Source organism: Motiliproteus sp. (assembly GCF_965230735.1).
Classification (GTDB): domain Bacteria; phylum Pseudomonadota; class Gammaproteobacteria; order Pseudomonadales; family Balneatricaceae; genus Motiliproteus.
The window spans coordinates 1045075-1062480 of the sequence record NZ_OZ246016.1 but is presented as its reverse complement, the minus strand read 5'-3'; the positions used below and the strand labels follow the sequence as shown (position 1 = coordinate 1062480).

Below are 17406 nucleotides of genomic sequence, written 5' to 3'. Positions count from 1 at the left end.
ACCGGGCATCGATCGGTCTAATCATGCGCAGCCCCGTACACAGAAGCCGACATCGAGCAGCACCGCGCCGATCTATCGCTAATCCCTCTATACCGATTGTCCGGCTGCGATTCGTTCCCTGTTGCCGACGACGGTCATTGCTGCGGCAACGGCGGATGATTCAGCCATAAAAAAACCCGCATTCAACGAATGCGGGTCTCGCTAACGGAGGCGACGAGCATGTCAGTCGCCACCTCTCCCTCTTCAAAGTCGATCGATCAGTAGCCCTTCAGGTGATCGATATACTCCGGCAAGAACAGCGAAATTTGCGGGATATAGGTGATCAGCAGCAGGAAGAACAGCAACAGCAGCATCCACGGCAGTACCGCTTTGATCACCCAGAGCATGTTGTTGCCGGTTATCCCCGCCGTCACGAACAGGTTGAGCCCCACCGGCGGCGTCAGCATCCCGATCTCCATGTTGACCACCATGATGATACCCAGGTGGATCGGGTCGATGCCCAGCTGTACCGCGATCGGGAACAGGATCGGCGCCATGATCAGCAGGATCGCGGTCGGTTCCATGAAGTTACCGGCGATCAGCAGCAGGATGTTGACCACGATCAGGAAGCCCCAGGCCGGCAGGCCCCACTCCAGAATGGTTTCGGCGACCGAGTGCGGAATCCGCTCGGTGGTCAGCACGTGGGCGAACAGCATCGCGTTGGCGATGATGAACAGCAGCATCATCGAGACCTTGGCTGCATCAAGAACGACCTTGTTGACCTCTTTGTCGAAGATACTCTTCGGAATCGCGTAGGCGATCTGGGCGATATTCCGGCCCGTCGCCGCGCCGATTCCTTCACCCTCTTTACGCCAGGGCACCCCTTTGATCGGCCCCATATCACGGTAACCAACCACCGCTACCAGGAAGGCGTACACGGCCGCTGCCGAAGCCGCTTCGGTCGGACTGGCGATACCACCGTAGATCGAGCCCAGCACGATCACGATCAGCATCAGCCCGCCCATGGCGATGGCGCCGGACTTGGCCAGCTGGGCAAAGCCGGGGAACGGCTGCGACGGCAGCCCCTTGATCCGGGCGACGATGTAGATCACCACCATCAGCAGGAAGCCCATCATCAGGCCGGGAATGAAACCGGCCATGAACATCCGCGAAGCGGAGACTTCGGTCGCGGCGGCGTAAACCAGCATCACGATCGACGGCGGAATCAGGATGCCCAGGGTGCCGGAGGTGGTGATGACCCCGGCCGCCAGGCTCTCGGGGTAACCAGCACGCACCATACCGGCAATAACGATGGTACCGATGGCTGCCACGGTCGCCGGGGAGGAACCGGATACCGCCGCGAACAGCATACAGGCCATGATCGAGGCCATCGCCAAGCCGCCCTTGATATGGCCGACGCTGTCGATCGCAAAATCGATCAAGCGCTTGGCCACACCACCGGTGGACAGGAACGCGGACGACAGGATGAAGAACGGAATCGCCAACAGCGTGTAGTGCTCCGAAGTCGCTTCAAACAGCTTCAGCGCGATCGACGCCAGCGAGTCGTTGGAGAAGATCAGAATCGTGCTGACACTGGACAGACCGAGCGCGATGGCGATCGGCATTCCCATGAACATGCACAGGAACAGGATGATAAATAGCGTTGCGGTGGCCATTACTTGGTCTCCTCCTGTTCTTTCATCGCTTTCAGCTCTTCGGCGATATGCATACTCTCTTCGGCCTCATCGGCCAGATGGAAGCCGTCGGCCTTATGGGTGATCACCTTCCAGAACAGGTTCAGGAAGCGTACGATCAGCAGCACAAACCCGATCACCAGCACCGACATCGGAATCCACTTCTCGACCGGAAGGTCTTCCAACTCGATACCGATCATCTTCATCTTGCTGAGGTAGATCCAGGAGCCGTACAGGAACAGGCAGCAATAGAACAGACAGAGCGCAAGCGCCAGCATGGTGACGCCGCGGTGAACATTGCGGGGCAGCATCTTGACGAACACGTCGACGCCGATATGGCTGCCGACCTTAACCCCGTAAGAAGCGCCGAACAGAACGAACCAGGCGGACAGCAACAGCGTCACCTCCTGGGCCCAGTGGATACCGGCGTTGAAACCGAAGCGGGCAACCACCTCAGCGAACACCAGCAGTGTCATCGCAACCAGCAGAAGGCAAAGAAAGCTCTCTTCCAGTCGATTAATTAGTTTACCTAGCATGCCCCTGAAACCTCTGTGACATCAGCAGTGAAGGATCTACAGTCCGAAGCTGTCTCACCGGGCACCCCTTGCTAATGGCAGCGGTTAGATCACCGCACCAGGAGTCTCCGGTAAAACAGGTTGTCGGAACGAAGCGAGACGGCTGCCTCGCTTGGAAAGGATCAACCGCAGCGCGGTTGATCCTCGGTGGTACGCTTACTTGTTGGAAGCAACGGCGGCTTCGATCAGGTCAGCACCGATCTCGCCTTCAAACTTCTTCCAAACCGGCTTCATCGCCTCGACCCACTGCTGACGCTCGGCGTCGGTCAGGGTCAGGATCTCAGAGCGACCGGAATCGGCAATCGCCTGCTTGTCGGTGCTAGCTTTCTCAGCCGCAACCATGTTGCCGTGCTTGATCGCTTCGTCCAGCGCCTTCTTGATCTCGGTGCGCAGATCATCATCCAGACCCATCCAGAACTCGGCGGAAGTTACCACCAGGTAGTCCAGAACGCCGTGGTTAGACTCGGTGATGTAAGGCTGAACTTCGAAGAATTTCTTCGAGTAGATGTTGGACCAGGTGTTCTCCTGACCGTCGATCGCTTTGGTCTGCAGCAGGGTGAATACTTCAGAGAACGGCTTCTTCAGCGGTACCGCTTCAACGGCTTCAAACTGCGCCTGCAGTACGTCGGAAGTCATGATGCGGAACTTACGGCCATTGGCATCAGCCGGCGTTTTCAGCGGGTTGTTGGCGGACAGCTGCTTCATGCCGTTGTGCAGGTAGCCCAGACCCACCAGGCCTTTCTTGTTCAGCGAACCCAGCAGCTTCTGACCAGCCGGGCCCTGCTGGAAACGCTCTACCGCTTCCATGTCCTTGAACAGGAACGGCAGGTCAAAGATCTGCAGGGATTTGGTGTATTTCTGGAACTTGGACAGAGAAGGAGCCGCCATCTGGACATCGCCCAGCAGCATCGCTTCCAGAACCTTGTTGTCACCGAACAGCTGGGAGCTCGGGAAAACCTTGACCTCAACCTTACCGGCCAGACGCTCCTCAACCAGATCGCGGAACTTGTTAGCCATCTGACCTTTTGGAGTATTCTCGGCGACCACGTGGGAGAACTTGATCTCAACCGGAGCGGCCATGGCGGATTGGGCACCGACGGTCAGAGCGAGAGTGGCTACTGCTGCTGAAAGAAGACGCATATGCTTTTCCTCGTTTATCGTTATTCAGATTGTTGTCTTTATGGTCGCGCTCAAGAAAGCGTCTTGCTGCACGACTCTGACGGGAATAACAGCACCTATCGTGCCAATCTGATCGAAAACAAGTTAAAACAGAAGGTTACGAAAACCACAGCTTAATTAAACGCCGCTCAACTCTGAGATGAGAAAAAATCACCAAAATTTTGGGTGGGTTTCCGCCACCCCCGATAGGGGTAAAAAGGGTGGATTCCCACCCATTAGACCTTAGACCAAAGTCTAAACCAATGAAATAGCAGTATTTTTGTCGGATTTGTCGAGCCCGATCAGCCACTCCAGGAACGAACCCGCCCCACGTCCAGATGGACAAATTCGCTACCCGGGTAATAGCCGACTCCGCCACGTTTGAGCGACAGCGCGCCGACCTTGAGATCGGGCAGATGGATATCGGGCAACCGCACATCGATCGCCATCCCCTGCATATGCAGACTCTTCTTGGCCACCCCGGAGCTGTTTTGTCGTAGCATCGCATTGGTTTGCGGTGAGCGGTAACCGGAAATCACATGAAACGGCTGCTTGGAACCCAGTTTGAGCTGCAGGTCATGCAACATCTCCAGCAATCCCAGGTCGATCTCCATGATTTCACCGTTGCGGTGATCGCGAAGAACATTGTTGATCTGGGTTAGGCCTTCGTCCAGGTATTCCCCCTCAATCCAATAGGGGGTCTGAATATGCTCGCCGGTATGCAGATTATAAAACTGCAGACTTCGCTCCGGGTGCTGGCTGGCGAGCCCTTTGGCCCAGCTACGCGAAGCGGCACTGGTGGCGACCACGCCCCCCGCCAGCTTCAAGAAGTTTCTACGGTTAAACGTCTTACGATCCACGGCTGCTGTCCCCCTTACTCGCCCATGCCTACTGCATAGACCTCGTTTTCAGCTGGATTACTGCAACGACCGATCCCGGTTCGACCAGTTCGCCGGATGATCCGGCTCCGTCCTGACCAAGCCCCGCCAACTTCAATGCAGCATCGCAATCTCATCCGCAGCCTCCAGCCGGGGCTTGGAAGGATCCTGCTGATAGATATCTTCACGCAGTTGTAAGCGCTGCTGCGGATCCAGCCAGGCGGTCCAATAGGTCAGATACAGTCCCACCGGTCGACTCAAGCGGATCCGGCGGGTATCCGTCTCGGCCAGCATCTGATGCAGCGGCTTTTCCAAACGCTGCATCCCCAGCAGATAACTGGCCAATCTCTGCGGATCTTCCAGCCGTACACAGCCGGAACTGAAAGCCCGTTGATGGCTGGAGAACAAGGATTTGCTCGGGGTGTCATGCAGGTAAACCGCATAGGGATTGGGGAAATCAAACTTAATCTGCCCCAAGGCGTTATTGGCGCCCGGCAACTGGTACAGGCGCAGGTACTCACGGCCGCGGTACAGCTGCTCCGGATCGGCCTGCTGCTGATCCACCCAGATCTTCTGCTGTCCCCAGCCGGATACAATCTTCATGTTATGCCGATCCAGATAATCCCGATCGTCCCGCCATTTGGGCAGAATATCCTTGTAGGCAATACTCTTGGGCACGTTCCAGGCCGGGTTCAGCACCAACGAGCGGATCTCGCTCTGCAGCGTCGGGGTCTGGCGAGAAATTCGCCCTACGATCGCCTTCATCTCCATCACCGCCTGCTGATGGTCGAATACCCGTAACTGGAATCCAGGCACATTGACCTGCACATAACGTGGCGGGGCGATCCGTTGCAAAGCCAGCTGGCGCTCATGGTTCACCAGCAACTGGTAAGCCCGCTGGGTCGGCTCGACATTCATCGCCTGCAAACTGTCGGGGCCCAGAATACCGTCGGGCTTGAGGCCGTGACGGTGCTGAAACCGGATCAGAGCGGCCTCCAGCTCGGAGTCGAAGTAAGCCAACAGAACCCGCCGGTCGCCGGGTAGCTGATAGTCGCCATAGAGGCTCAGCATCTGTCGCAAGGCCTCCACCCGTGGACTGGAGTCTCCTTGGCGTAACAAGGCACCGTTGGCCAGCGGCTGCCAGCCGCGCTGGGGCAGATCGGAGTAAAATTCGGCGGCTTCGATCAACGAACCGAAAGAACGTGGATCAGCCGCTGCGGCAATCGGTATCTGGGCCTCTGCGGTACGGGATGTCGGTGGCATCACATCGGGATTCGGCAACACAGTACGCACCTCGCCACGGGCTACTGCGCTTAGCAAAATCAGACAGAGGGCCAGTGTGTATCTACGGCACATAGCCCTACCTCCAAGCCCGAATCAACGGACTTCTCCGAGACAACAGCCGACCGGCGTCTGCCCAGCCAGCATCACGGCACTGAGTGATTGGTACTCTTCAGTTTAGGTCCGCGGCCAGATTGAGTGGGCTAATGAACAACGGTAAAGGTGGGAAAAGCGCCATCGAGCGTGAATGCCGTTCAACCCGAAAAAATCTAGGGGTATCGAGCGGAGGGAGAGCTGGGGCTTATGAGGGCAGCCCCGCCCAGGGGCCGCTATCAGGCCCCGAGCACGGCTTGGATGAAAATTATTCGGGTTTGTAATCCTGTTTGTCGAGCCGGTATTTACGCATCTTGTCGTACAGGGTTTTACGCGGCAGCCCCAATTGCTCCATGGTCTCTTTGATCCGACCATCGTGGCGCGCCAGTGCTTCCTCGATCAGCATTTTTTCAAACTGCTCGACCTTCTCCGGTAGCGTCAGGCTGTCGGTGGCCGCATCCAGCTGCGGAATCAGCTGGTCAAACTCGAAGGTGCAGCCCTCTCCCAGCAGCACATAGCGCTCGGCCAGGTTGCGCAGCTCTCGCACATTACCGGGCCAGTCGTAACTCATCAGACTGTGAACCCGGGCCGGACTCAGAGCGGGAACTTCACGCTGGTACTGGGCCGAGGCGATCAGGGCGAAATGCTGGAACAGCAGCGGAATATCATCCCGTCGCTCGCGCAGTGACGGGATATCGACCCGTACCACATTGAGTCGGTAGTAAAGGTCTTCACGAAACTCTCCGCCGGCGCTGAGTTCCTTCAGGTCGGCCTTGGAGGCGGCCACGATGCGCAGGTCCAGCGGGATCAGCTCGTTGGCGCCGAGCCGCTCGATCGCCCGTTCCTCCAGCACCCGCAGCAGTTTGATCTGCAGCGACATCGGCATGCTCTCGATCTCATCGAGAAACAGGGTGCCGCCGTTGGCATGTTCGAGCTTGCCGATCCGCTGGCTCTTGGCATCGGTGAAGGCGCCCTTTTCATGCCCGAACAGCTCGCTCTCCATCAGATTTTCCGGCACCCCACCGCAATTGATGGCGACAAAGTTATGATCTTTGCGACGGCTGTTCTCATGGATATAGCGTGCCACCAGGTCCTTACCGGTGCCGGTTTCACCCATGATCAGGATATCGGCCGGGGTATCGGCCACCTGGGCCAGCAACTGGCGCATCTGCTGCACCGGCAGGGTCTTACCGATAATCCGCGGGCCCGGCGCACTCTGGGCCTGCAGCTCCTGACGCAGGGTCCGGTTTTCGATCGTCAACGCCCGTTTCTCGGCGGCCCGCTTGACCACATCGACCAGCAAGTCGGCCGGAAACGGTTTCTCGATAAAGTCGTAAGCGCCGTCCCGGATCGCATTGACCGCCATCGAGATATCTCCGTGGCCGGTAATCAGGATCACCGGCAGATCCGGATCGATCGCCCGGGCTTTGGCCATCAGCTCCAGCCCATCCATACCGGGCATATTGATATCGGTGACGATCACCCCGCTCCAATGGTCGTCGATCAGCGTCAGCGCAGCCTCGGCACTGTCGAGTGCCTGGACCTCGTAGCCGGCCAGCTCCAGCGTCTGACTACTGGCGGAACGGATATGTTTTTCATCATCGATCAGAAGAACACTGGGCATGGTGGCGGACATCGGCGGTGATCCTTACGGGTCGGGCGAGCAGAACCGGGAGCCGACAAACAAGCTTTTATCAGCGTGCTTGTCGTGACCTTAGTGTTGCGATGATACCGAATTCGATCCGTCACCCCAATCCGCAGATGCGGGAGGGGGGGGAGCTAGGTAACTTAGCGGGCGGGCTGATCAGTTATCCAACCGGGGCCAGAGAGGCTCCAGCAACTGACGCAGGTTGAAATGGAACGGCGCCGTCACACATTCGACGATATTGAAACCGTGCTCACCACTGTCACGCTCAATCGCCTGTTCATAATGTTCACCATCCGGGCCGATGATGGACGCCACGACCGGGAAGGCATTATGACTGCTCGGACGCACCACCACCGCGATCTCACCGTTAGCCAGATGCACCCAGCAACCCGGCGGCTTGAGTCCGAGCACGTCGATCAGCACCTTGGCCAGACGCGGATCAATCTGTTCACCCCGGTTCCGAAAAATCTGCTGCAGAATCTGCGGCGGCATCATTGCCGCCCGATCACCACGAGGCCGGGCCATGGCAACAAAATTATCCACCAGAGTCATGATCCGGCTACCCATATCGATCTGCCCCTCATCCAGTCGATGGGGGTAGCCCGTGCCGTCCAGACGCTCATGATGTCGCTCGACAATGCTTAACCAGATCCGATCATCGACCCCGGCCTGGGTCAGGATTTTAATCCCGTCGATCGGGTGTTTTCTGATCTGTCGCTGCTGCTGTTCGGTCAGCGCAATCGATTGCCGGTCAAGACGATCGTCCTGTAGGTCCAGCATACCGATATCCTGGGTCAGGGCGGCACAGATCATCGATAACCGGCTGGCGGGTGCGACTTTGCACTTCACCCCGATCAGTTCGGCCAACACCCCGCAGTAGAGCTCTTTAACATGCTGAAACTGAGCATTACGGTTCAGCTGCAGTGCGGCCAACAGACCGGTCGGTTGCTGACGACAACCTTTCTGGATCTGGTGGGCCAGGTATTTACAGCGAGAAATTGATTTTTGATCAGGACGTAACAACAGCAGATCGTGGGTCTCGGCCAGTAGCTGATGCTGCCGGTCGACCCAGGCGAATACGCTTACCGCCTCCTTGGCGCGGCCTGTTGTCGGCTGATCTGTAATGGGCATGTCGATAAGAGTTCTCCCGAATCTGGACTGGGCTCGATCCGTACTACTGATACTCAAACTCGATGATTACGGTGACTAAAGATCGAACGGAAGGCCTGCGTACCGACCCACTCACGAGCCTGAACGCGACGGGCTGCACTCCTATTGCATCCGATTATCATTCCAATAACCATGGAGAATGGTGCAGTATAGAGAAAAAACGGGCGTTTAAACGTTGATATAGATCCATCCCGGCGCATTTCGCTATCCATAGCTGCATCAAGAGTTTAGTCGAACCTCGGGCGATCGGCTCGTAGCAGGCAAAGCCGAAAACAGGCGCCGCCCTGCGGATGATTCGAGGCGCTCAATCGCCCTCCCAGATTTTCGACGATCCGGTGCGAAATCGACAGCCCCAGCCCCAGCCCTTCGCCGGCGGCCTTGGTGGTGAAGAACGGCTCAAATACCTTCGACAGCTCTTCTGGCGCGATACCCGGCCCCTGGTCATGGAACACCAGGCAGAGATGCTCTTCGGTCAATTCTAGACCAATATCGATCCGCTTGTTCGGCTGTCCCTGCATCGCCTGCACCGCGTTACTGAGCAGATTAACCACCACCTGCTCGAGCTTGACCATATCACCCATCACCAGCAGATCTTCCAGCGATTCCGGCCAATTGACCTCGACCTGCTCGCTATGCAGTCGACCGTACAGGATCGACATGGCCCCCTTGCGGACCGACAGCAAGGAGACAGGTTCGGCCTGCCCCGAACTTTTACGCGAGAACACCTTCAGCGGCGCAATGATCTTCGACATCCGTTCGGTCAGCCCGGAGATCTCCTGCAGGTTGTCAGCCACCCGATCGGTACGCTGCAGCTCCAGAAACTGGCGGGCATTGTCGGCATAGGCCCGGATCGCCGTCATCGGTTGATTCAGCTCGTGATTGATACCGGCGGACAGCTCACCCAGCACCGCCAGCTTGGCGGTCTGAATCAGCTCTTCCTGGGTGTGCTGGTGCTGTTCGATCTCATTGCGAAGCCGGTCGTTGGCGCCCTGCAGCGCCTGGGTCCGCTCCAGCACCCGCTGCTCCAGCAGGTCGCGGGCATCACGCAGCGATTCCTCATACTGTTTACGTTCGGTCAGGTCATGGATGGTGACGATAAACTTGCGCTCGCCATGATCGCGCACCGGCACGATGGTCAGCTCGATCGGGAACAGGGCATCGTCCTGACGACGGGCCTGCACCTCCAGTACCGGTACCTGGGCCTGCTCCGGCAGCTCCTGCGGGTCGGTGATCATGCGCCAGCAGACCGCCCGGTCCGGCTGAGCGATCAGATGGCTGAAATAGCGGCTCTCGATCTTGCCGGCACTGTAACCGAACAGTGCCTCGGCGGTCGGGTTGAACGACTCGATCCGGCCCTGGGAGTCCAGCGTGATCAAACCGGCCTGGGTATTATCGATAACCGCCCGCACCCGAGCCTCGTTCAGCTCCAACGTGCGGTTGGCCTGCTCCTTGAAACGCTGCCGTTCGTACTGGATCCGCTGACGTAGCAGTAAAAACAACCCCAGCAGCACCAGAACCGTCAAGATGACACCGGTCAGCACCACCGCATTCCAGACCCGCGATGACACCTGACTCAACTGAGCCAGCGCCACCACATTCAGCTCCGCCTCCGGCATCGGCAAGCGCATCAGCATATAGCGCGCACCGCTGAGCCGGTCGATGGAGCGCTCACCGGCGGCGGGGTTGTCTTCGAGCAGGGTGATCAGTTCAACGCCCTCGGCCAGCGGTTCCCGCTCCGTAATCGGCAGCGACACCAGTTGTTGATCGACATACCGCAGGCTGTCGACGATACGCCGCAGATCGGAGCCGGACAGCGGCTGCAGGGTCTTGAACTTCCAGGATTCCCGGGTGCTGATAAAGATGACGTCATCGATGTCGGTCACCAGCAGGTCGGTCAGCTCATCGTTCCACTGCTCTTCGATATCGTTCAGATCAATCTTGACCACCACCACACCGACCACGGCATCTGCACTGCGGATCGGATGAGAGAAGTAATAGCCGCGTTTGCGGGAGGTGGTTCCGAGGGCGAAATAACGCCCCTCGTCACCGGCCATGGCCTGCTGAAAATAGGGGCGATAGTGAAAGTTTTTACCGACGAAGGAGGCCGGGGTGTCCCAATTGCTGGAAGCGAGGGTCTGCCCGCTGGGCGCCATCAGATAGATATCCGAAGCTCCGGTAATGGTGCGCACTTCGCTCAGATAGCGATTCAGGGTCCCCACCAGCACCCGGTTGTCGGGGTTGTAGAGTACGTTCTTAAAGCTTCGGTCGGTGGCCAGCAGAGCCGGGAGATTCTGGTATTTCTCCAGCTCATTCTTGAGGCTCAGGGTATAGCGAGACAGGTTTTGATCGAGGCTGCGGCGCAGGTTGTCGAGCTCGACCTGGCGGGTCAGGCTGGCCACCTGCCATAAAATTAACGCAAAGGTAACCAGCAGCAGAATGACCGCCATCAGGCGGTACTTCTTCAAGCCTAGATCCAGACGCGCCGACAACCCTGATTAACCGTCCGATAGCGTGGCTGAGCCGTTACTTGGAGGTCGGCACGTAGCCTTCCGCCTGGTCGAACTCTTCGCCACTGAAGAACTTATCCATCTGTTCGGCCAGGTAGCTGCGGGCCTGGGCATCCATCATATTCAGGTGTTTTTCGTTGATCAGCCGAGTCTGGTGCTCCAGCCACTCCTGCCAGGCTTTCTTAGACACGTGGTCAAACACCTCTTTGCCACGGGCACCCGGATAGGGAGGACGATCCAGTCCTTCAAGTTCCTGCTGATATTTCTTACAGAACACAGTGCGGCTCATCGATTTTGACTCCTAACGCTGAATCCCCCTTTGACGGCGGGGGGTTAATAACTAAAAGACAGCCTACAAGATTACACCAAAGCAGCAGGCTCGACCTAACAACTCGTCGGCTTGCGTCGCTAACGCGACAATTGTCGGAGCAGACGCTCAACCGGCGCCGCCAATCCCAGCTGCGGTGGCGATTCAAGGTCGTACCAGCAGGTACCGGGCTCGGCTACTCGACGCTCCTCAAGAGCGACCCCTTCGATCAGCACGGGCTCGATCCGAAGCTGAAAATGGGAAAAGGTGTGAACCAGCGGCGGTAACGGCTGGGGTTCTGCATATTCCCGACACTGAGCCTGCAACCAAGACTCCCAGGGCTGGGTGTCATCGAACTGGGGAAACGACCAGAGGCCGCCCCAGAGCCCCACCGGAGGGCGCTGATGCAACCAAACCCGGCCCTGATGATCACGCAGCAACAGCATGCGGCATTCCCGCTTGGGCAACGCTTTCTTCGGTTTTGAACCCGGGTAAGCCTGCGGGTTGCCCTGGGCCAGCGCGACACAGTCCGAGCGCAGCGGGCAACGCTGGCAGTCCGGCTTGCCGCGTCGGCACAGGGTTGCGCCCAAATCCATCATCGCCTGGGTGTAGTCGGCACAACGCTGATGCGGGGTAAAGTGTTCGGACAGCTGCCACAGCTGCTTCAACACGGCGCTACGTCCAGGCCAACCTTCGATAGCCCGATAGCGGGCCAGGACCCGCTTAACGTTGCCGTCCAGGATCGGCGTCGGCACGCCTTGGGCGATCGACAGAATCGCCCCGGCCGTCGAGCGCCCTACACCCGGCAGCGATGCCATCTCATCCAAGCTGGTCGGAAACTGCCCATCGTACAGTTCGACGACCTGCTGTGCCGCCTTATGTAGATTTCGGGCGCGGGCGTAATAGCCCAATCCGGTCCACAGGTGCAGCACCTGATCCAGCTCGGCCTCAGCTAGCTGGCGGACCGTCGGGAAGGCGGCAACGAAGCGTTCGAAATAGGGGATCACCGTGCTGACCTGGGTCTGTTGCAGCATCACTTCGCTGAGCCAGACCCGGTACGGGGTGATCGGATGCTGCCAAGGCAGATCCTTACGACCATGCTGATCAAACCAGCTCAGCACCGCCTGCTGAAACTGCTCCGGACTCATCGGACCACGCCGCTCCCGACGTTTCGCTTGAGCATCAATTGAACAACCCTTTCAGCACGCCCTTAACCGCCTCGTTGCCCTTGAGCTTCTCTTCGAGCTTCTGCTCCAGTTTCTGCTTCACTTCGCGCTTGCCCACATCGGCCAAGACCTTGTTGATCCGCTTCTTATCAACCCCGCAGAGTTTGGTCGGCGCCTCGTCGAAACCGCCTTCGCAACGCAACGGCAGTGCCAGGTTGTGCAATTTCTCATCGATCCGACAGTTGGCGCTGGCAAAGTCCTGAAGCACCGTCAGTGACAGTCCGTAATCGAGTTTTTCTGCCGGTAGGTTGACCTGACCATCGCCGGCCAGGTTGATCCCGACCAAGGCGGCCTTCAGGTCCTGATTACTGACCACACCGTTGTCGATTTTGGCGGTTGCACTGAGGTTGCTGAATTCGGTGTAACTTTCCGCAGTCTCGGCCGGAGCCTGTTGTCCCCGGACCTGCAAGATCCCGCGACAGAGCGTATCCCCAAGATTCACCCCTTTAAGACGCCCCTCTTTGAGTCCCAGATCCATGTTGCCATCGAGGCTGTGAACTAGGTCATAAACCGAATTACCCTGGGCCTGATAGGCTCCATTCAGCGTAAAGCGACCGCTGAAGCGATCCTGTCCGGTCAGCGCCAACAGCATCGCCCCCAACTCGACGGCTTCGACCTTCTTGCTGATATCAAAGCGGGGGGTATCGTTACGGGCATCCAGTGTCATGCGGTGATCGAAGCGGCCTTGATACAACTCACCGCCGAGCTGACTCAGCTTGATCAAACCGGCATCGGCACTAAGCAGCATTTTGAGCTGGCTGATCTCCAAACCTGAGGCCTTCAGTTGCTTCAGCCCCAACTCGGCATCCAGTTTCAATGCCCTGAGGGTTTCCAAGGGCAGCAACGGCGCCTTGGAGTAACGCTCACCACCGGCTGCAGGTTTGCCCTGCGTCGACTGAGCCCCTTCCCCTGTTGTTGAGGGTGGCAGATAGCGATCCAGATCCAGGCTATCGCCGCTTAGCGCAAGGCTCTGCTTGCCACTGTTGAGATCGTAGCCAAGACTGCCGTCGAAGCGAGTCTGATCCAGCTGCAGACTCAAGGGCGACAACTGCACACTACCGGCTGGCCCGGCCAGGGTCGCTCGCAGACCGACCTGGCGCAGGGCTTGATCATCCGCGGTTTCTGGTGCCGGCTGCCCCAGAGCGACCAACAGCTGCTTCAGGTCCAGTGGATCAAGCGCCAACTCACCGCTCAACTGCGGCTGAGCCGATAGCCCTTCCGCCACCAGGTCCAGATTCAGCAGCAGATTGGCCAGCTTCAGCTTACCCGCTTGAAGTTCGGCCCGATCGGCGAGCTGATCAAACGCCAGATTACCGCTCAGGTTCAAGCTCAGCGGTTGCGGCATCAGCGCTCCCGACAACGAGGTTTGCAACTGCAACGCCTTGGCGCTGTAGTTGGCCCCGTCCAACAATATCTCGGTTTGCAGGCGGGTAGCCGCTTTGAGTTGCTGCTGTTGTTGCTCATGTAGCGCCAGGTCAAACTCCAGCATCAGTGGAAAAGCCTGACCGCTGACCAGCCCCTTGGCCTCCAGGTAGAGATTGCTGATCTCCACCTGCCGATCGTTGGCCGGATCGTCATAGACCACCCGTGCATCCGCGATCCGGACCTGGCCGATATCGAACAGCAGCGAACCGGGGTCACTAGCCGATGCCTGGGCCTCGGACGATTCCTGCGATTGCTCCGGGGCCGGAGCTTTGACAGTCAGGTCGAGCCCTTCCAGTTCGACGCCACTCATCTTTAACTCACCACTGAGCAACGGCATCAGCGCTACTTCAATGCTGGCCCGATCCAACGCCGCCAACGGCTCTCCATCGAGGGTCATCACCTGCAATTGCGGCAAGGACAACGCCACATTCGGAAACAGCGACCAACCGATATCGCCGCTCAGCTGCAGCTCAACTTGCCCCTTGTCCCGTGCCAGCTGTTGTAGCTCGGGTTTAAAGTCGTTTGGATTCACCAGCAGCAGGATCGCCCCGACCGCCAGCACCAGCAGCAGCACGATTCCCAGGAAAATTTTTAGCAGCAGTTTCATGTCCGACTCCAATCGCAGAAAAAGCACCTGTTGCTCTACATCTTAGTGGCTGATTTTCGTAGGTAAACCGGGAAGTTGTCCGATCCGCTCATTTTCCTCGTCAGTACCCCTCCGGATCCACACCCAAGCATTCATTGCCATCGCCTTTGCCGCTATAATGGGCGGCTTATTTTGGTAGTCGGAGGAGACCATGGGCGAACGTCAGGCCAGCGTTACCCGCAATACCCTGGAAACCCAGATCAGTGTATCGATCAATCTGGACGGTAGCGGCAAATTCAATGCCGATACCGGGGTGCCCTTTCTGGAGCATATGATGGAGCAGATCGCCCGCCACGGACTGATCGATCTGGATATTCAGGCCAAAGGTGATCTTCATATCGACGCGCACCACACCGTTGAAGATATCGGCATCACGCTGGGGCAGGCCTTTGCCAAGGCGGTCGGTGATAAGAAAGGGATCACTCGCTACGGCCACGCCTATGTGCCGCTGGATGAAGCCCTGTCGCGGGTAGTGATCGATTTTTCCGGCCGTCCCGGTCTATCGATGGATATTCCCTTTACCCGGGCCATGATCGGCGCTTTGGATACCGAGTTGTTTGGTGAGTTCTTCCACGGCTTCGTCAACCACGCCCAGGTCACCCTGCATATCGATAATCTGAAGGGTGCCAACTCGCACCATCAGGCTGAGACCGTGTTCAAGGCCTTCGGCCGGGCACTTCGGATGGCATTAGAGCCTGATCCGCGGATGGCGGGGATCACTCCATCGACCAAGGGTTGCCTCTAAGGCAGGCCGGTCCCAGATAGATTCTTAGAGCAAGAAAGAACATGAGCAGCGTTGCAGTTATCGATTACGGCATGGGCAATCTCCATTCGGTCGCCAAAGCCCTGGAACATGTCGCCCCCGGCGTCGAAGTACGAGTCACGGCTGATCCGGAGCAGATCTACAGCGCCGACCGAGTGATCCTACCCGGCGTCGGCGCGATCCGTGATTGTATGGCCGAAATCCGACGCCTGGGTGTCGATGAAGAGGTCCGACAGGTGATCGATTCAGGTAAGCCATTTCTGGGAATCTGTGTCGGCTACCAGGCCCTGATGGGGCATAGCGAGGAGAATGGTGGCGTCGATTGCCTCGGCCACTTCGCCGGCAACGCGCCCTTCTTTGGTAAGGACCATCGTGACCATAACGGTGAAATCCTCAAGGTCCCTCACATGGGCTGGAACCAGGTCCGGCAGCAACGCCCACACCCGCTTTGGGCCGAGATCGAGGATGGCAGTCGCTTCTACTTTGTACACAGCTACTACGTTAAGGTTGAAGACCCGTCATTGGTGGCCGGTCGCTGTGACTACGGATTGGAATTCGATGTCGCGGTCGCGCGGGATAACGTCTTCGCCGTTCAATTCCACCCGGAGAAAAGCCAGAAGGCCGGTCTGCAGCTATTGCAGAACTTCCTCAACTGGGACGGTAAGCCCTAAGCAACGGCATTGAATTGACTCAGCCCAGTCAGGGTCTAACGAATTAGGCAGGCTCGCACCCAACCGAGTCTGCCGGGCAGCTTCTCTGCCCAATTGAGCATCAGGAGAATCCCCATGCCCTTGGCAAAACGCATCATCCCCTGCCTGGACGTCGAGAACGGACGAGTTGTCAAAGGCGTCCAGTTCGTCGATATCCGCGATGCCGGTGATCCGGTCGAGGTGGCCAAGCGCTATGACGAGCAGGGTGCCGACGAGATCACCTTTCTGGATATCACCGCCACCCATGAAGGCCGTGACACCATGGTTCATACCGTCGAGCAGATGGCCAGTCAGGTGTTTATCCCGCTGACCGTCGGTGGTGGCATCCGCACCTGCGATGATATCCGTACCATGCTGAATGCCGGTGCCGATAAGGTCAGCATCAACTCGGCCGCGGTGTTCAATCCAGAATTCGTCCGTGAAGCTGCCGAGCGTTTCGGCTCCCAGTGTATCGTGGTGGCAATCGATGCCAAGAAGGTCAGTTCAGCCGACGAAGCCGACCGCTGGGAGATCTTCACCCATGGCGGTCGCAAACCCACCGGAATCGACGCGGTGGAGTGGGCCAAAAAGATGGTCGACCTCGGCGCAGGAGAGATACTACTGACCAGCATGGATCAGGACGGTGTGAAAAACGGTTATGACCTGGGTGTAACCCGTGCGATTGCCGAAGCCGTATCCGTGCCGGTAATCGCATCCGGCGGGGTCGGCAACCTCGACCACCTGGTCGATGGCATTACCGAAGGCAAAGCCGATGCCGTCCTAGCCGCCAGTATTTTCCACTTCGGTGAATACAGTATTCCCGAAGCCAAACAATATATGCGCGACAAAGGGGTCGAAGTTCGTCTCTAACCTTCGGCCTTAATGAATCACCGGAACTGAGTATCCTGGCGCAATCTTAGGGCCGCCAGGATACCCCTGCCTCACTCTTTTCCAGCCGATCCCGAGTACGGGCGCCAACAAACAACTGCCAGCCGATATCTTTCGGAAGCACAAGCCGTTCACCGTCCCGTTCGATACCCGGAGCCTGTGAAAGCGTCTGGTAGTTTACAAGATGGTTTAGCTGATACTTGTCGTTTAGTTCACCAGGCAAGTTCGTCAACTGTAATAGCCGATAGCACTCGGAGCGGTAACAGATCACACTGGCAGAGCGCACTGGGGCATTACCCACCTTAACACCGCGCCATGCTTTCCCTTGCTCCAGGGTATAGCGCGCCTCCCCGCCTTGCTGAGCGATACTCTGGCAAGCGCTGAGTGCAACAACCCCCAACAAAACGATAAATATTCGCATACTGATCTCCTCCGCCTTTAAGGTGGCGCATCCAAGTGTTAGGCGAGCAAACAGCACC

Annotated in this window: 15 protein-coding genes; 3 read left to right on the top strand and 12 right to left on the bottom strand. The window is 57.9% G+C overall.

Translation table 11 applies throughout. The annotated features are described in order from the left end of the window. Positions 1-257 precede the first annotated feature (257 nt). The 11 genes from ACO05M_RS04995 to ACO05M_RS04945 all read right to left on the bottom strand — a co-directional run bounded on the left by ACO05M_RS04995 (position 258) and on the right by ACO05M_RS04945 (position 14548). Complete coding sequence (locus ACO05M_RS04995; protein WP_114696750.1) at positions 258-1655, bottom strand: TRAP transporter large permease; 1398 nt, start codon at positions 1653-1655, stop codon at positions 258-260. Beyond that, a complete protein-coding gene (locus ACO05M_RS04990; protein ID WP_421868530.1) occupies positions 1655-2209 on the bottom strand; it encodes a TRAP transporter small permease in 555 nt (184 codons plus the stop codon). The genes ACO05M_RS04995 and ACO05M_RS04990 overlap by 1 nt, the downstream gene beginning before the upstream one ends. 195 nt (positions 2210-2404) lie before the next feature. Beyond that, on the bottom strand, positions 2405-3388 hold the full coding sequence (locus ACO05M_RS04985; protein ID WP_421868529.1) for a TRAP transporter substrate-binding protein: 984 nt from the start codon (positions 3386-3388) through the stop codon (positions 2405-2407). A gap of 320 nt (positions 3389-3708) precedes the next feature. Beyond that, a complete protein-coding gene (locus ACO05M_RS04980) occupies positions 3709-4266 on the bottom strand; it encodes a DUF882 domain-containing protein (protein WP_421868528.1) in 558 nt (185 codons plus the stop codon). Between the two features lie 132 nt (positions 4267-4398). After that, positions 4399-5640: a L,D-transpeptidase family protein gene (locus ACO05M_RS04975; RefSeq protein WP_421868527.1), complete on the bottom strand. Its 1242-nt coding sequence runs from the start codon at positions 5638-5640 to the stop codon at positions 4399-4401. 286 nt (positions 5641-5926) lie between these two features. Further along, positions 5927-7294 (bottom strand): sigma-54-dependent transcriptional regulator, encoded by a 1368-nt coding sequence (locus ACO05M_RS04970; RefSeq protein WP_421868526.1) that lies wholly within the window; start codon positions 7292-7294, stop codon positions 5927-5929. Between the two features lie 168 nt (positions 7295-7462). Next, positions 7463-8437: an HD-GYP domain-containing protein gene (locus ACO05M_RS04965; RefSeq protein ID WP_421868525.1), complete on the bottom strand. Its 975-nt coding sequence runs from the start codon at positions 8435-8437 to the stop codon at positions 7463-7465. A gap of 266 nt (positions 8438-8703) precedes the next feature. After that, a complete protein-coding gene (locus ACO05M_RS04960; protein ID WP_421868523.1) occupies positions 8704-10941 on the bottom strand; it encodes an ATP-binding protein in 2238 nt (745 codons plus the stop codon). Between the two features lie 58 nt (positions 10942-10999). Then, a complete protein-coding gene (locus ACO05M_RS04955; protein ID WP_421868522.1) occupies positions 11000-11272 on the bottom strand; it encodes an oxidative damage protection protein in 273 nt (90 codons plus the stop codon). Between the two features lie 119 nt (positions 11273-11391). Beyond that, positions 11392-12438 (bottom strand): A/G-specific adenine glycosylase, encoded by a 1047-nt coding sequence (mutY, locus tag ACO05M_RS04950; RefSeq protein ID WP_421868521.1) that lies wholly within the window; start codon positions 12436-12438, stop codon positions 11392-11394. A 34-nt stretch (positions 12439-12472) separates the two neighbouring features. Continuing rightward, on the bottom strand, positions 12473-14548 hold the full coding sequence (locus ACO05M_RS04945; protein ID WP_421868520.1) for an AsmA family protein: 2076 nt from the start codon (positions 14546-14548) through the stop codon (positions 12473-12475). 190 nt (positions 14549-14738) lie between these two features. On the opposite strand from ACO05M_RS04945, the gene hisB reads away from it, so the two are divergent. The 3 genes from hisB to hisF all read left to right on the top strand — a co-directional run bounded on the left by hisB (position 14739) and on the right by hisF (position 16909). Then, the gene (hisB, locus tag ACO05M_RS04940; protein WP_421868518.1) at positions 14739-15332 is read left to right on the top strand and encodes an imidazoleglycerol-phosphate dehydratase HisB; all 594 of its coding nucleotides are present in this window, start codon (positions 14739-14741) and stop codon (positions 15330-15332) included. Between the two features lie 41 nt (positions 15333-15373). Next, positions 15374-16021: an imidazole glycerol phosphate synthase subunit HisH gene (gene hisH, locus ACO05M_RS04935; protein ID WP_421868516.1), complete on the top strand. Its 648-nt coding sequence runs from the start codon at positions 15374-15376 to the stop codon at positions 16019-16021. Between the two features lie 114 nt (positions 16022-16135). Further along, positions 16136-16909, top strand: a complete 774-nt coding sequence (gene hisF / locus ACO05M_RS04930; protein WP_421868515.1) for an imidazole glycerol phosphate synthase subunit HisF — start codon at positions 16136-16138, stop codon at positions 16907-16909. A gap of 46 nt (positions 16910-16955) precedes the next feature. On the opposite strand, the gene ACO05M_RS04925 is transcribed toward hisF, so the two are convergent. After that, positions 16956-17348, bottom strand: coding sequence for a hypothetical protein (locus ACO05M_RS04925; RefSeq protein ID WP_421868513.1), 393 nt, complete (start codon positions 17346-17348; stop codon positions 16956-16958). Between the last annotated feature and the right edge of the window lie 58 nt (positions 17349-17406).

Coding starts and splice junctions, on each gene's coding strand:
- ACO05M_RS04970 (WP_421868526.1), bottom strand. CDS start 7,294: ATGTCCGCCACCATGCCCAGTGTTCTTCTGATCGATGATGAAAAACAT.
- mutY (WP_421868521.1), bottom strand. CDS start 12,438: ATGAGTCCGGAGCAGTTTCAGCAGGCGGTGCTGAGCTGGTTTGATCAG.
- ACO05M_RS04975 (WP_421868527.1), bottom strand. CDS start 5,640: ATGTGCCGTAGATACACACTGGCCCTCTGTCTGATTTTGCTAAGCGCA.
- hisB (WP_421868518.1), top strand. CDS start 14,739: ATGGGCGAACGTCAGGCCAGCGTTACCCGCAATACCCTGGAAACCCAG.
- hisH (WP_421868516.1), top strand. CDS start 15,374: ATGAGCAGCGTTGCAGTTATCGATTACGGCATGGGCAATCTCCATTCG.
- ACO05M_RS04995 (WP_114696750.1), bottom strand. CDS start 1,655: ATGGCCACCGCAACGCTATTTATCATCCTGTTCCTGTGCATGTTCATG.
- ACO05M_RS04955 (WP_421868522.1), bottom strand. CDS start 11,272: ATGAGCCGCACTGTGTTCTGTAAGAAATATCAGCAGGAACTTGAAGGA.
- ACO05M_RS04985 (WP_421868529.1), bottom strand. CDS start 3,388: ATGCGTCTTCTTTCAGCAGCAGTAGCCACTCTCGCTCTGACCGTCGGT.
- ACO05M_RS04990 (WP_421868530.1), bottom strand. CDS start 2,209: ATGCTAGGTAAACTAATTAATCGACTGGAAGAGAGCTTTCTTTGCCTT.
- ACO05M_RS04925 (WP_421868513.1), bottom strand. CDS start 17,348: ATGCGAATATTTATCGTTTTGTTGGGGGTTGTTGCACTCAGCGCTTGC.
- ACO05M_RS04965 (WP_421868525.1), bottom strand. CDS start 8,437: ATGCCCATTACAGATCAGCCGACAACAGGCCGCGCCAAGGAGGCGGTA.
- ACO05M_RS04945 (WP_421868520.1), bottom strand. CDS start 14,548: ATGAAACTGCTGCTAAAAATTTTCCTGGGAATCGTGCTGCTGCTGGTG.
- hisF (WP_421868515.1), top strand. CDS start 16,136: ATGCCCTTGGCAAAACGCATCATCCCCTGCCTGGACGTCGAGAACGGA.